This window comes from Rhodococcoides sp. S146-33 (assembly GCF_059489205.1).
Genome location: NZ_JCAJWY010000007.1, coordinates 165,937 through 179,335, shown reverse-complemented (window position 1 = coordinate 179,335; position 13,399 = coordinate 165,937). Strand labels below are relative to the sequence as shown.

The window sequence follows — 13,399 nt, the reverse complement described above, 5'->3', positions numbered from 1 at the left end:
ACATGATGACGCCGACGAGATTCGCAGGTGCCGCCCTGGTGGCGACTCTGACACTCGCTGCCTGCGGGGGTACAGCCGAGGTTCCGTCGCCCACGAGCACCACCGACGCACCGGCCTTCGTCGTCGATACCTCTACTCCACTGGGCGCGCTCAACGACCGGATTCTGCAGTGGATCAACGGCGAAAATGCACCCGATCCCACCGAGGTGGAGGCTGTCGTCGGCCCCGAGTTGACCGAGGCCGTGGCCCCGCTGGGCGGGCTCGTCACCCCTCTCGAACAATTGAGAGCGGGGGCTCCGAATGTGGCCACCGGCTTCGAGGCCGGCCCCGATACCGGCGTCCTGCGCTTCACCACCGCGGGTATCCCGGCCACGATTTCCACCTCCGTCGGTGCCGATGGCAAGCTCGACGGATTCCTGGCCAGACCCGACACCCCCGAGATCTCGTCGTTCGACGACCTCGATGCGGCGCTGTCGAAGGTGGCCCCGAAGTACTCCTACAGTGCGTCTCGTCTCAACGGTGGTGACTGCGAGGCCGTCTACTCCACCGATGCGGACGCCGTGCTCCCGCTGGGGTCGGTGTTCAAGTTGTACGTCCTCGGCGCGCTCACCGACGAGATCGAGGCGGGCACGGTCCGGTGGGACGAGCAGCTCACCGTTCGTGATGCGACCAAGAGCGCGCCGTCCGGCGAGTTACAGAATCGGCCCGACGGCACCGCGGTGTCGATTCGGGAGGCTGCCGAGAAGATGATCTCGTTGTCCGACAACACCGCAACGGATCTGCTGATGGAACGACTCGGCCGCGACAGGGTCGAACGCCAGCTCAGCGTCATGGGACATCACGATCCCTCGGTCATGACGCCGATGATGGACACCCGGCAGTTCTTCGTCATCGGATTCGGCGATCCGAACATGCGGGCCGAGTGGTCCGGTGCAGACCCCGACTCCCGGGCCGAACTGCTCGAGCAGGCGGACGCGCGGCCGCTCGAGATCGACTTCGAGAACTTCCTCGACAATCCGGCGTCGGCCGACGGCGTCGAGTGGTTTGCCAACGCGCAGGACGTCTGTGCGGCGATGGGTTATCTGGCCTCGGGTCCGGCAGCGGAGGAGAACCGCAGGATTCTGGCGATCACTCCGGGCGTGCAGTTGGACCCGGCGCTGTGGCCGTACTCCGGCTTCAAGGGTGGCAATGCACCCGGTGACCTCGCCGGCGCATTTCTGGCCACCGATGCGTCCGGTCAGGACTGGATCGTCACCGAACAGTTTCAGGCCGACGAAGCGATAGACCTGATTCCGTCCAGTTACGCGTTCCTCATCGCTCAGGAGGCATTCGCACTGCTGAAGTAGGTGTGATTTGTAACATCGATGTTACTGCTGCATTACACTCGCGGTCGTGGAGGCACAACACGAACCAGCCCAGCACGCGTGGCCGTCGGGCTTCAAAGAGTTCTTGGTCAGCGAATTCACCGACTTCAGCCCCCTGGTCGACAGGGCTTTGGAGGACAACTGCGCATCGCTGTTCCGTGACGGTCCCTACGCGAAAACGGGCTTCTGGCGCACCTGTGGAGCGGTCTTCAGAGAATTCGTCTGGCCGGTCTGAGTTTCCGGCCCTCACAGGCGGCGGCAAAAGGTTACCGTCGAGTATGGCAACCACAACGGATCACCTTCGGAACACTCTGGACGGCCGCTGGCGAGATGTGAAGAACCAGGCGCGGCAGCAACTTGCACGCGAAGAGTTCCGACCGCACTACACGCCGAACACCGTCATCGCCCGCACCAAAGCAATGGAGCAAATGAAGTTGCTCGCTGCTGCCGGTGCAGCCGACAACGGCTTCAAGAAGGAACACGGCGGCACCGGCGACGTCGGGGCAGCGGTCACGATGATCGAGATGCTCGCGATGAGCGACCTGTCACTGATGGTCAAGGCCGGCGTCCAGTGGGGGCTGTTCGGCGGTGCTATCGAAAATCTCGGCACCGAACGCCACCACGAGGCCTACGTCCCCAAGATCATCAGCCTCGATCTGCTCGGCTGTTTTGCGATGACCGAGACCGGCCACGGCAGCGACGTGCAGTCGCTCGAGACCACGGCAACGTACGACCCGAAGACGGACGAGTTCGTCATCAACTCCCCGACGCCCTCGTCGCGCAAGGACTACATCGGCGGTGCCGCCGAAACCGCGACCGTCGCTGCGGTGTTCGCTCAGCTCATCACCGCAGGCCCGGGCGAGGAGCCCGAGAGCCACGGCGTCCACTGCTTCTTCGTTCCGCTCCGAGACGAGAACGGTGATGATCTGCCCGGTGTCACCACGTCGGACTGCCAGTACAAGGGCGGCCTCCCCGGCGTCGACAACGGACGCCTGATGTTCGATCACGTCCGTATCCCGCGAGACAACCTGCTCAACAAGTACGCAGACGTGTCCGACGACGGCACGTACACCTCCCCCATCGAGAACAAGTCTCGACGGTTCTTCACGATGCTCGGTACGTTGATCCGCGGCCGTGTCACGGTAGGCGGCAGTGCCGCCGCTGCTGCGCGAGTCGCTCTGGACATCGCGACGCGATACGCCTTGCAGCGCAGGCAGTTCGCTGCGCCCGATTCCGATCAGGAAGTTCTGATCATGGACTACCTGGTGCATCAGCGTCGACTGTTCCCGCTCATCGCCAAGTCCTACGCCCTGCAGTTCGCGCAGAACGAGCTCGTCTCGAAGATGCACGAGCTGCAGACCGCGGACAGCCCCGACGCCGAGGAGCAGCGCGAACTCGAGGCGCGTGCGGCCGGCCTCAAGGCGGCGAACACCTGGCATGCGACCGCCGCAATTCAGGAAGCCCGCGAAGCGTGCGGCGGTGCAGGCTATCTCGCCGAGAACCGGCTGATCTCGCTCAAGGCCGACACGGATGTGTTCACCACGTTCGAAGGTGACAACCATGTGCTCACCCAGCTGGTGGCCAAGGAACTGCTCACCGCGTACGCCGACGACGTCAAGTCCATGAGCCCGGTCGAATGGGTCAAGTTCGCCGCGGACATGGTCGGCGACCGAGTGGTCAAACGCACTGCAGCACAAGCGATCATGCAGACCATCCTGGACCGCCGTCAGGACAACGAGGAAGAGGGCTCGCTGTTCAACCGCGGCACCCAGGTCAAGATGTTCGAGGATCGCGAGGAGTACCTGCTCTCCACCGTCGCGCGGCGATTGCAGTCCAAGTCCAAGGAGACCACTCCGTTCGACGCGTTCAATGCGGTGCAGGATCACGTGCTGCACGCTGCGAGCGCACATATCGATCGCATCATCTTCGAGGCCTTCATCGCCGGCATCGAATCGTGCGAGGATCCCACCACCAAGGATCTCCTCGAAGAGGTCTGCGACTTGTACGCCCTGTCGGTGATCGAGAAGGACAAGGCCTGGTTCATCGAGCACCGCTACCTGTCGACCGAGCGGTCCAAGGCCGTCACCCGCGCCATCAACGAGCGCTGCCGCACGCTGCGTCCGCACGCGGAATTGCTCGTCGACGGCTTCGGGGTGCCCGACGCGTTGGTCGGTGCGGCGATGCTCGGTGAGCCGGGAGCGGGAACCGAGGAAGAGCCCGCTGCCAACCCCAGTCACGCGCACTGACGCGTAGCGGGATCGAAACCCCCTAGGGGACGATCGCGAAAACCCGGCAGGGGCCTCCGGTCGCGCCGGCGTGCTTGGGCGCGCCGACGACGACCGTCGCCCCTGCCGGAGGCACATCATCGAGATTGGCCAGCGCTTCGATGCCGTATCGGCCTGCGCCGAGAACCGCTGTGTGCGCTGGGTATTCGCGGTCGTTCATCCGGTCGAGGCTCAATGTGTCGACCCCGATTCCGACGATGTTGCGCTCGCGTACCAGCAACCGGGCCGCGTCTGCGCCGAAGCCGGGCGCGGCACGCTCGGCAAGTCGGGTCTGCCACCGACTGTGCATCGCAACCAATGCTCGTTCGGGTATCCGGCCGTGTTCGCGCTCCCACCGGTCGATGTCCTCGGGTGTCACCACAGCTTCCGGATCGGCTTCGGCCCGCGCCGATATGTCCAGGACGACGAGCGGGGCGATCAGATCTTCCAGCGGCAGAACGTCGGCCGTCGCCCCGCCTCGAACACGGTGCGCAGGGGCATCGATGTGCGTGCCGGTGTGCTCCCAGTACGAGAGCTTGTTCACCAGGAATCCGCCGAGCTCGTAGGCCGCGACCGGGCGCATCGAGAACGGTTCGTTGCCCGGCCACACCGGGAACGTGGGGCTCAGGGTATGTGTCAGGTCGACCAGTCGACCGGCCGGAACAGCTACGGCAACACCAGGTTCGGCGCGCACCGGTCCGCTCGCCGCGACCGTGAGCGCAGCCGCCCCCAACGATCCGAACAAAGCCCTACGGCCAATTCTGCGGTGAACCGTCTCGACGACCTCGGGGCCACACATCAGCCGGCAGCGGGAGTGACGAGCAGGACCTTGTCGTCGGACCCGTTGTCGGTGGTGAGCAGAAAGGCTCCGTTGTTGCCGAAGCTGGTCAGCGAACGCAGGCGTCCGTACGTGCCGACCAGTGCATCCGCCTCGTCGACGTATTCGGTGCCGTCCTCGGACAGCTTCAGGAACACGAGTTTCTCGCCCTGCTGACTCGACACCACGGCTGCACCGTTCCACGAGCCCCATCCCGCACCGTTCGCGAAAGTGAGGCCGGGCGTCGCGATTGTGGGGCTACCCGAACTCCAGACCGCCTCGAGTGCACCGGGCACCCGGGTGGGATCGGTCATCGGTACCGATTCGTCGTAGATGAACGGAAGTCGATCGGGGCGATAGCCGTAGTTGCCGCCGGGCACCAGCAGATTCAGCTCGTCGTCTCGGGTCGTGCCCTGCTCCACCTCGTAGATCTGCCCGGTCCCGGGTCGAATCGCGAGCCCCTGTACGTTCCGATGTCCCAGAGTGAAAATGCGATCCGGTGAACCCGCCGCCGGTGAACCATCAGCGTTGACGTGCAGAACCTTGCCGCCCAACGAGTTTCGATCTTGCGGCACCGTCGGCGTTGCAGTGTCCCCGGTGCCGACGTAGAGGGTGCCGTCGGGGTGGGCCAGGATTCGGCAGCCACCGTGGCGGCCCCCGTCGGCGACGGGAATGTCGTCGATCAGCGTGCCGGTGCGCGTCAGCGCCGTCCACCCCGGGTCGACGGTCCACGAGAGGACCGCTATGTAGTTGTCGCTGCTGCCGCCACCTGCGCTGCCGGTTCCGGCGCTGCCCGTTGCGGCTTCGCCGCCCTGCACGCCCTGACACGTGTAGATAGTTCTGGACGTTCTGAAATCCGTTGCCAGGGCAATTCCCATCAGGCCGGTTTCACCCGATGCGTACAGATCGTCCAGGTCGGCTTCGAGCTCACGGGTGGCCCCGTCGACGGCGCGGATAACGAACCGCCCCGATCGTTCCCCGGTCAGCACCGTTCCGTCGGGCGCGACCACGGCATCCCATGGTTTCGTCAGTCCCGTGAGCACCGTGGTGACCGTCAGGCCGGGGAGAGGATCGCCCTGAGCCGTTGCGGTGGTCGTAGCGGCAAGCGTCAGGAGGACACTGGCCGCGATTACTCCGGATCTGGACACCAGCTTGTTCATCGGCACTCCTGACGGTCCGCGACCAGCCCGATATGACCGGTATCACATGATTTTAAACACAATCGGGAGGTGAACCGCCAGCTCACCCACCGACCGCACCAGCTGTCACGCGCGGTCAGGGCAACCTCGGTTCAGCCGATCTCGGGCGTGACGAGCAGTATCTGATCGTCGGATCCGTTGTCGGTGATGAGCAGGAAGCCGCCGTCGCGTCCGAAGGGGGTGAGCGAACGCAGCCTGCCGTAGGTGCCGTTCAGCGCCTCCGTCTCGGCGACGTACTCGGTTCCGTCCTCCGACAATGCCAGGAAGACGAGCTTCTCGCCCTGCTGACTCGAGATCACCGCGGCACCGTTCCAGGCGCCCCACTGCTCACCGTCGGTGAAGGTGACGTCGGGGGTGGCGATGGTCGGATCACCCGAGCTCCACACCGCAGGCAGAGCACCGGGAACCCGGTCGGGGTCGGTCATAGGGACCGATTCGTCGTACACCGACGCGCGTCGATCGGGGCTGTAGCCGTAGTTGCCGCCCGGCACCAACAGGTTCAGCTCGTCGTCTCGGCTCGTTCCCTGCTCGACCTCGAAGATCTGATCGGTTCCGGGACGGATCGCCAGTCCCTGCACGTTGCGATGACCGAGAGTGAAGATGCGATCCGGTGCGTCGGCTGCGGCGGTGCCGTCGGCGTTGACGTGTAACACCTTGCCGCCCAGCGAGTTCCGATCCTGAGGAAAGGTCGGTTTCGCGTTGTCACCGGTGCCGATGTACAGCGTGCCGTCGGGGTGGGCCAAGATGCGGCAGCCACCGTGCCGCCCGCCGTCGGCGACGGGAATGTCGTCGACGATGGTTCCGGTTCGCGAGAGCCGAGTCCACTCCGGTTCAAGGTCCACGACATCACGCCGATGCGGTTGCCTGCGTCGCCGCGCACACCCTGACAGGTGTAGATCGTTCGCGACGCGGCGAAATCGGTAGCCAGTGCGATTCCCATGAGTCCGGTCTCCCCGGCGGCGTAGAGATCGCCCAGGTCCGCGTCCAGTTCACGCTGCACTCCTGCGGAGTCGCGGATGACGAACCGGCCGGAGCGCTCCCCGGTCAGCAACGTGCCATCGGGAGCAACCACCACGTCCCATGGTTTCTCGAGGCCGTCGAGCACGGTGGTGACCGACAGGTTCGGCAGCGGCCCGACAGGCGCGGCCTGTGAGGGGGCATCTTCGGAAACCGATCCCTGCGACGATGAGGTCGCGGACGGCTCGGCGCTACCGCCCTGTTCGGTGGTGTCCGCCGAGCAGGCCGCTACCAGGGCGACGCTCATAGCGATGACCGCTGCGCCGGTGACCGGTTTCTTCACGAGCCCTCCTGACGATTTTCGGTGAGTCCCATTTCTCCGGTATCACCGTTTTCGCCGTTTCCGAACCACCGTCGGAGGGCGGAGGTGTTCACGACACCAGTCGGTACCCGGCTTCGGCGACGGCGGCGTCCACCGCCGCGGTATCGAGCGTCGAATCGCTGCTCACCACGACCGCACCGGAATCCACATCGACGTCGACGCCGGTGACTCCCGAGATCTCCGATATTTCTTCCTTCACCGACGCAGCACAATGTGCGCACGTCATGCCCTCGACCGAATATGTCGTGTGCATCGTCGACTCCCCTTCCGTCGTCAGGAGCGCACGAGACGCGCTATGGCCTCGGACGCCTCTTTCACTTTTGCGTCTGCTTCCGGCCCGCCCTGCCTGGCGGCCTCCACCACGCAGCCGGCGAGGTGGGCATCGAGCAACTTCAACGAGACCGACTGCAGCGCTTTGGTTGCGGCAGAGACCTGGGTGAGAACGTCGATGCAGTAGCGGTCGTCGGCGACCATGCGGGATATCCCGGCTACTTGACCTTCGATGCGACGCAGTCGCTTCAGCAGGTCGTCCTGCTCTGCGGTGTAGCTGCTCATGCCGCCAACGATACCCCTACCCGGTAGGGGGTGTCTCGTCCGTCCGTACTCGGCGCACACCGTCGACGAACAGCAAACCCGCGACGATGACGGCAAGCGCACCGAGCGCGATCCAGGACCCCGAGTAGAACGTCCCCTGATATGCCGGAGACACGTCGGGAACCGCGGGGAACTCGGTGGTCCGCACGCCCACGTTCCAGCACGCCACGGCTCCGATCCCCGCCAGCAGCGCAACAACGAGCTCCACCCAGCCGACGGACTTGCTCACAGGTACTCCCGTTTGGCCGTTTCGAGGGCCGCGCGCAACCCGTCGTCGTCCTTGGCCCAGGCCTGAACCATCCCACCGCCCACCAGCCGCAGACCGATGCCGTGGCGCTTACGCGGCACACCCGAGAGCTCCCCGAGCACTCGCGCCGTCTCCCACCTCTTCGGCTCGTACTCGTCGTCGGCGTACTCGGCCGGAGGGAAGATCTCGTCGATATCGGCGACGTCGACCGTCTCGGTTCCCTGGCGCAGCGCCCGGGTGGTGAGTTCGACGCTGACGTGCATGCGAGCGGCACGCAGCTGGACATAGGTGAGACCGACGAGGATGAGCGAGAACAGCACCAGTGCGAACCAGTGGATCACCGGACCGGACGCGATCTCGACGGCCAGCACCACGAGGCAGAACACGGGCCCCCACGCCAGCATGCGCCAGCGACCACCGGGTTCGTGGAACAGCACGGTCTCGCTCGTCGACATCTCACTGCTCACGCTGAAACCACTCCCGCGCCGACGGTCGGTAGACGAGAACAGCGGCGAGCACGAGGCCGATGGTGATCACCAGCGGAACGAACGGGAACACCAGTGCCGCGAAGATCAGCAGCAGAGCGGCAATTCCCGACAGCGTCACCAGAGCGCGTCGAAATCTGGGATCACCGCCGCGGACGTGGCTCGACATCAGCCCGACAGCCAATCCGACCACTCCGGAGATCACGCCGAGGCCGCGAAAGACGGTCAGGAACGAATTGCCCTGCGCTTCCGAGCTGAACGAGGCGCGAATCTGATCGGCGGGGAGCGTCAGGGCGATCATGCAGACGACGATCAGCAACACGGCCGAGGCAAGCCACAGCCAGTAGGCGGCCGAGACCACCCGAGGACGGACGATCGATGCGTTTGTGTCTGCGCTCACGTCAGACATCCTGCCACCGCGGGGTGACACAGAGTTCCGCCGGCAGAAATTCCGGACGGTCACCGAGCACTCAGCCGGCGGAAATCCCCAGCGCCATGATGGCGATTGCGGCCGAGACGGCAAGGAGCAACCCGAGCAGAGCCCAACCGGGTCGGCCGCTCTCCCGGGGACAGGCCTCAGGGTCGACTGTCTGGGCGACGCTCGCTGCTGCAGGGGTGTTCTCTGCCATGTCGGATCCGATCACTCGAAACGATATCGAGAGTGATGCTAGTCACACAGCCGTGCTGGTAGCCGAGAACACGCCCGAAACTACCCAGTTCCGACAACTACGCCCGCTTGGACGCGAAGAAGTATTCGTTGGATTCACGTCGATGCATCAGGTAGATCGCCCCGGCGGCGAGTACACCCTGGCCGATACTGAGTACGCCCATCACGATGTTCATCGCGCCCGACGTCGATGCCATGGCGAACAGATCGAGGATCGTGGTGAACACGATGAACGATCCGATGACGGTCAGCAGCATCCGGGCCCACATCTTGCCCGCACGCATCCGCTTCACCCAGAACAGGAACAACGCCCCGAACCCGATCACGACGAACATGGTGACGACCAGCATCACCGTCACCATCGACTGCGTGGATTCGACGGTCATGTCCGCTGCCGCGTCCTGCGCCGCGAGTTCGTCGAGAAGAGACTGCGCAAATTCCTCACGCGCCCCGAACAAAGTCCAAACCGAATACAGCCCCGAGAGAGCACCGATCAGCGCCACTCCCCACCACAGATGGCGAGCCGTCTCCACGTCGACCGGTGCCGGTCGCGCGATCGGCTCCAGCTCCGGGCCGGATTGCGGGAACCCGTGCTCGAGCTCCCAGCGCTGCCAATCCGGTTGCGAGGGTGGGTTGTTGGGCGTGTTGCTGTCGGGGTTGTTTCCCGGTGGAAAATCGTTCACAGCCAGCCCGCCACTTCGGTTGCCCAGTAGGTCAGTACCACGTCGGCACCCGCACGTCGTATTCCGACGAGCGATTCCAACACCGCCGCGTCGCGATCGATCCATCCGTTCTGCGCGGCGGCGGTGATCATCGAATATTCCCCGGAGATCTGATACGCCGCAACCGGAACCGGCGACATCTCGGCCACATCGCGAAGTATGTCGAGATACGACATGGCCGGCTTGACCATCACCATGTCGGCACCCTCGGCGAGATCGAGTTCCACCTCGTGAGTGGCCTCACGGCGGTTCCGCGCGTCCTGCTGATACGTGCGGCGGTCGCCCTGCAACGACGAGCCCACGGCTTCGCGGAACGGGCCGTAGAAGGCCGAGGCGTACTTCGCGGAGTACGCCAGCTGCCCCACGTCCACGTGGCCCGCCGCGTCCAGTCCGGCGCGGATCGCCCCGACCTGACCGTCCATCATTCCGCTGGGTCCGAGCAGGTGAGCACCCGCGTCCGCCTGCGCGACGGCCATGTCGACGTAGCGCAGCAGGGTGGCGTCGTTGTCGATCGAACCGTTCTCCCCCAGCACCCCGCAATGACCGTGTGACGTGAACTCGTCCAGACACGTGTCGGCCATGATGACCGTCGAATCCCCGAGGTCGGTCTTCAACCGAGCCAGTCCACGGTTCAGGATTCCGTCCGGATCGGTTGCCCCCGAGCCAATTTCGTCCTTGTCCTCGGATTTCGGCACACCGAACAGCATGACGCCGCCGACGCCTGCCGTCACGGCCTCCTCGGCTGCAACGCTCAGCGAGTCCAGCGTGTGCTGGAACACCCCGGGCATCGAGCTGATCTCCCGCGGCTCGGAGATGCCGTCGGCCACGAACATCGGCAGTATCAGATGCCGCGGCTCCAAGGACGTTTCGGCTACGAGCCGGCGCAGCGCCGGAGTACGGCGCAGGCGGCGGGGGCGGTCGGTGGGGAACACGGCGGAACCTGCCTCACTTCGTTCGTCGTGCGCGTTGTGCGTAGCCGGAGGTACGCACAACACGCACGAGGCGCGTCAGCGCCTACGTGACTTCTTGCGCGGCGGAGGCAGTGCACCCTCGGCGCGCAGGCGAGCCGCGTGCTCGGCGAGCGCCTCGACCAGCGGTCCGACCTGAGCCGACTCGGGCTGCACGTCCACGCGCAGACCGAATTCGACAGCCGTCTCGGCGGTCTTGGGACCGATGCACGCAACGAGTGTGCGGGCGTGCGGCTTTCCAGCGATGCCGACCAGGTTCCGGACGGTGGAGCTCGACGTGAAGCACACTGCGTCGAATCCGCCGGTCTTGATCATCTCGCGGGTCTCGGCGGGCGGCGGCGCTGCCCGAACGGTGCGGTACGCGGTGACGTCGTCGATCTCCCAGCCGCGTTCGCGCAAGCCTTCGGCGAGCGTTTCGGTCGCGATGTCGGCACGCGGCAACAGAACTCGATTGACCGGGTCGAACACCTCGTCGTACGGCGGGAAGTCCTCGAGCAGTCCGAGCGAGCTCTGCTCCCCCGACGGCACGAGTTCGGGATTGATGCCGAACGAGCGCACCTTCGCCGCGGTTGCCTCACCGACGCACGCGATCTTGACGCCGGAGAACGCGCGGGCGTCCAGGCCGAACTCCTCGAACTTCTCCCACACTGCCCGAACGGCATTGGTGGAGGTGAAGACGACCCACTGGTAGCGGCCGTCGACGAGGCCCTTGACGGAACGCTCCATCTGGGCCGGGCTGCGCGGGGGCTCGACGGCGATGGTCGGCACTTCGATGGGGATGGCCCCGTGCGTGACGAGGCGATCACTCATCTCACCGGCCTGGTCCTTGGTACGCGGCACCAGCACGGTCCAGCCGTACAGTGCGCGAGACTCCCACCAGGACATCTTGTTTCGGCCCGAGACGACCTTGCCGACGGTGACTACGAGGGACCCGACGAGCTCGGATCCGGCGTCGTTCAGAGTCGCCAGCGTTGCCTCGACGGTGCGCTGCTGACGGGTGGTGCCACGAACGGTGATGGCTGCAGGCGTTTGCGGTGCGAGACCGTGTTCGACGAGGGCACTGGCGGTTTCGGCCAGGTGACCCGACGTCGCGTGCAGCACCAGCGGACCGGGCGCAGCAGCGAGCGCTGCCCAGTCGACCTCGCCGCGGACGTCGGCCTCGGTGTGGCCCGAGCCCAGTGCCATGCCGGCGTAGCTGGGCACTGCGGATCCCGCGGGCAGGCCCGGGAGCACCTCGAAGGGCACGTGCGTCCGGGCGACGGCACTGACCTCAGCGATCACCGAATCGGTGGTGAGCGGATCGCCGGAGACGAGGCGAACCACGTCGTGGCCGTTCTTGGCCTCGGCGAGAAGCGTTTTGGCGACCTCGGCGGGCTCGCCGAGCGCCGGACGAACCTCGACACCGTTCTCGCCTGTTTCCGCGTCCCGTGGGACATCGGCACCGACGAGCGCGGTGACGCCCTTGTCGACGTCGGGATCGGTGAATGCGAGCTCGGCCGCTCCGAGCACTTCACGTGCCCGGACCGTGAGCAGAGCCGGGTCACCGGGCCCGGATCCCACGAACAGGATCCGTCCGTTGGTGTTCTTGCGGACTGGGCTCATCGGTTGTTCTCCAGTGCTGTCTTGTGTGGGTACTGCAGTTCTATCGGGGTTGCCGTGCCCCGTTTCGGAATGAGTCGAGCGGTGGCGATCGACTCTCTCCGTACGACCGGACGGGTCGCCGTGCGTTTGGCGCGTCCGCGGACGGGTGCGGTTATGGCCCTAGACATGAGATCCACCCTGTAACTGAGAACCGGCCTGCGCTGGTTCGGTGACTGAAACGAGTTCGCGGGCACCGAGATCGAGCAGTTCACGGGCCAATTCCCGGCCCAGCTCCTCGGCGCGGTCGGGTGATCCGACGATCGACGCGCGGATGGTGTCGCTGCCGTCGATCGCGGCTACGCAGCCACGCAACGACAGTTCGTCGAAGATGCGGCCGTCCTCGTCGATGGATTCGACGACCTCGGCGATCGCGCCGACCGGAGCGGTGCAGCCGGCTTCCAGTTCGGCCAGCAGTCCACGTTCGGCTGCCACCGCGGCACGCGCATGGGCGTCGTCGAGGGTGGCGATGGCCGCCGCGAGATCGGTGTCGCCCGTACGGCATTCGACAGCCAGGGCACCTTGAGCAGGTGCCGGTAGCAACTGCACCGGATCGAGTGCTTCGGTGACGACGTCGAGTCGGCCGATGCGGGCCAGTCCGGCGCGGGCGACGATGACGGCGTCGAGCTCGCCCGACGCCACCTTCCCGATCCTGGTGTCGAGGTTGCCTCGCAGCGGACGGACGTCCAATCCCTGTCCGAGAGCGCGCAATTGAGCAATCCGACGGGGTGCGGAGGTACCGACCTTCGCGTCCGCGGGCAGCTCACCCAGCACCAGCCCGTCGCGGGCCACCAGGGCATCCCGGGGATCCTCGCGGGCCGGGATGGCCGCGATGACGAACCGATCGTCGGCTGCCGTCGGCAGATCCTTGTACGAGTGCACGGCGATGTCCACGGTGCCGTCGGCGAGTGCCTCGCGCAGCGCTGCGGTGAAGACACCGACGCCGATGGTCTGTACGGGTGCGGCAGACAGGTCGCCTGCAGTCTTGACGATCACCAGTTCGGCCTCGACCCCTGCTGCGGCGAGAGCCACGCGCACGGTATCGGCCTGAGTGGTCGCCAAAAGGCTTCCGCGCGTGCCGATCTTGACGATGTT

At 65.7% G+C, this 13,399-nt stretch carries 15 protein-coding genes and 1 pseudogene; 3 read left to right on the top strand and 13 right to left on the bottom strand.

Annotated features, from left to right (window positions below):
• Positions 1 to 2 precede the first annotated feature (2 nt).
• From AC5WEY_RS23015 to AC5WEY_RS23005, 3 genes are read left to right on the top strand one after another with little or no spacing between them, the layout of a single operon-like run.
• Entirely contained in the window at positions 3 to 1,346 is a 1,344-nt protein-coding gene (locus tag AC5WEY_RS23015) for a serine hydrolase (RefSeq protein WP_495647685.1), read from the top strand.
• A gap of 46 nt (positions 1,347 to 1,392) precedes the next feature.
• Positions 1,393 to 1,599 (top strand): inositol 2-dehydrogenase, encoded by a 207-nt coding sequence (locus AC5WEY_RS23010; RefSeq protein WP_495647684.1) that lies wholly within the window; start codon positions 1,393 to 1,395, stop codon positions 1,597 to 1,599.
• A gap of 43 nt (positions 1,600 to 1,642) precedes the next feature.
• On the top strand, positions 1,643 to 3,610 hold the full coding sequence (locus AC5WEY_RS23005) for an acyl-CoA dehydrogenase family protein (protein ID WP_495647683.1): 1,968 nt from the start codon (positions 1,643 to 1,645) through the stop codon (positions 3,608 to 3,610).
• A gap of 22 nt (positions 3,611 to 3,632) precedes the next feature.
• Here AC5WEY_RS23005 and AC5WEY_RS23000 read toward each other — a convergent pair whose 3' ends face one another.
• From AC5WEY_RS23000 to hemC, 13 genes and pseudogenes are all read right to left on the bottom strand, one after another.
• Positions 3,633 to 4,427, bottom strand: a complete 795-nt coding sequence (locus AC5WEY_RS23000; protein WP_495647682.1) for a cyclase family protein — start codon at positions 4,425 to 4,427, stop codon at positions 3,633 to 3,635.
• Entirely contained in the window at positions 4,427 to 5,605 is a 1,179-nt protein-coding gene (locus tag AC5WEY_RS22995; RefSeq protein ID WP_495647681.1) for a PQQ-dependent sugar dehydrogenase, read from the bottom strand. The genes AC5WEY_RS23000 and AC5WEY_RS22995 overlap by 1 nt, the downstream gene beginning before the upstream one ends.
• Before the next feature lie 131 nt (positions 5,606 to 5,736).
• A pseudogene (locus tag AC5WEY_RS22990) lies at positions 5,737 to 6,944 on the bottom strand (PQQ-dependent sugar dehydrogenase).
• Positions 6,945 to 7,032: 88 nt separating this feature from the next.
• Positions 7,033 to 7,236 carry a heavy-metal-associated domain-containing protein gene (locus AC5WEY_RS22985; protein ID WP_057475166.1) on the bottom strand — a complete coding sequence of 68 codons (204 nt, stop codon included), beginning with the start codon at positions 7,234 to 7,236 and terminating at the stop codon, positions 7,033 to 7,035.
• 20 nt (positions 7,237 to 7,256) lie between these two features.
• Positions 7,257 to 7,538: a metal-sensitive transcriptional regulator gene (locus AC5WEY_RS22980; protein ID WP_057475165.1), complete on the bottom strand. Its 282-nt coding sequence runs from the start codon at positions 7,536 to 7,538 to the stop codon at positions 7,257 to 7,259.
• A 16-nt stretch (positions 7,539 to 7,554) separates the two neighbouring features.
• Entirely contained in the window at positions 7,555 to 7,806 is a 252-nt protein-coding gene (locus tag AC5WEY_RS22975; RefSeq protein ID WP_495647680.1) for a hypothetical protein, read from the bottom strand.
• A complete protein-coding gene (gene mce1N / locus AC5WEY_RS22970; RefSeq protein WP_495647716.1) occupies positions 7,803 to 8,279 on the bottom strand; it encodes a transport-regulating membrane protein Mce1N in 477 nt (158 codons plus the stop codon). The genes AC5WEY_RS22975 and mce1N overlap by 4 nt, the downstream gene beginning before the upstream one ends.
• 1 nt (position 8,280) lies before the next feature.
• Positions 8,281 to 8,709, bottom strand: a complete 429-nt coding sequence (locus tag AC5WEY_RS22965; protein WP_495647679.1) for a hypothetical protein — start codon at positions 8,707 to 8,709, stop codon at positions 8,281 to 8,283.
• 70 nt (positions 8,710 to 8,779) lie between these two features.
• Positions 8,780 to 8,938: a hypothetical protein gene (locus AC5WEY_RS22960; RefSeq protein ID WP_156399334.1), complete on the bottom strand. Its 159-nt coding sequence runs from the start codon at positions 8,936 to 8,938 to the stop codon at positions 8,780 to 8,782.
• 97 nt (positions 8,939 to 9,035) lie between these two features.
• A complete protein-coding gene (locus tag AC5WEY_RS22955) occupies positions 9,036 to 9,659 on the bottom strand; it encodes a hypothetical protein (protein ID WP_495647678.1) in 624 nt (207 codons plus the stop codon).
• Positions 9,656 to 10,630: a porphobilinogen synthase gene (gene hemB, locus AC5WEY_RS22950; protein ID WP_495647677.1), complete on the bottom strand. Its 975-nt coding sequence runs from the start codon at positions 10,628 to 10,630 to the stop codon at positions 9,656 to 9,658. The genes AC5WEY_RS22955 and hemB overlap by 4 nt, the downstream gene beginning before the upstream one ends.
• A gap of 75 nt (positions 10,631 to 10,705) precedes the next feature.
• On the bottom strand, positions 10,706 to 12,268 hold the full coding sequence (locus AC5WEY_RS22945) for a bifunctional uroporphyrinogen-III C-methyltransferase/uroporphyrinogen-III synthase (protein WP_032401867.1): 1,563 nt from the start codon (positions 12,266 to 12,268) through the stop codon (positions 10,706 to 10,708).
• 159 nt (positions 12,269 to 12,427) lie between these two features.
• Positions 12,428 to 13,396 (bottom strand): hydroxymethylbilane synthase, encoded by a 969-nt coding sequence (gene hemC / locus AC5WEY_RS22940; RefSeq protein ID WP_495647715.1) that lies wholly within the window; start codon positions 13,394 to 13,396, stop codon positions 12,428 to 12,430.
• Positions 13,397 to 13,399: the final 3 nt, after the last annotated feature.

Excerpts from the sequence above, each read along its gene's own strand:
- AC5WEY_RS22980 (WP_057475165.1), bottom strand. The coding sequence starts at position 7,538 with ATGAGCAGCTACACCGCAGAGCAGGACGACCTGCTGAAGCGACTGCGT.
- AC5WEY_RS22985 (WP_057475166.1), bottom strand. The coding sequence starts at position 7,236 with ATGCACACGACATATTCGGTCGAGGGCATGACGTGCGCACATTGTGCT.
- AC5WEY_RS22945 (WP_032401867.1), bottom strand. The coding sequence starts at position 12,268 with ATGAGCCCAGTCCGCAAGAACACCAACGGACGGATCCTGTTCGTGGGA.
- AC5WEY_RS22960 (WP_156399334.1), bottom strand. The coding sequence starts at position 8,938 with ATGGCAGAGAACACCCCTGCAGCAGCGAGCGTCGCCCAGACAGTCGAC.
- mce1N (WP_495647716.1), bottom strand. The coding sequence starts at position 8,279 with ATGTCGACGAGCGAGACCGTGCTGTTCCACGAACCCGGTGGTCGCTGG.
- AC5WEY_RS23000 (WP_495647682.1), bottom strand. The coding sequence starts at position 4,427 with ATGTGTGGCCCCGAGGTCGTCGAGACGGTTCACCGCAGAATTGGCCGT.
- AC5WEY_RS23005 (WP_495647683.1), top strand. The coding sequence starts at position 1,643 with ATGGCAACCACAACGGATCACCTTCGGAACACTCTGGACGGCCGCTGG.
- AC5WEY_RS23015 (WP_495647685.1), top strand. The coding sequence starts at position 3 with ATGATGACGCCGACGAGATTCGCAGGTGCCGCCCTGGTGGCGACTCTG.
- AC5WEY_RS22995 (WP_495647681.1), bottom strand. The coding sequence starts at position 5,605 with ATGAACAAGCTGGTGTCCAGATCCGGAGTAATCGCGGCCAGTGTCCTC.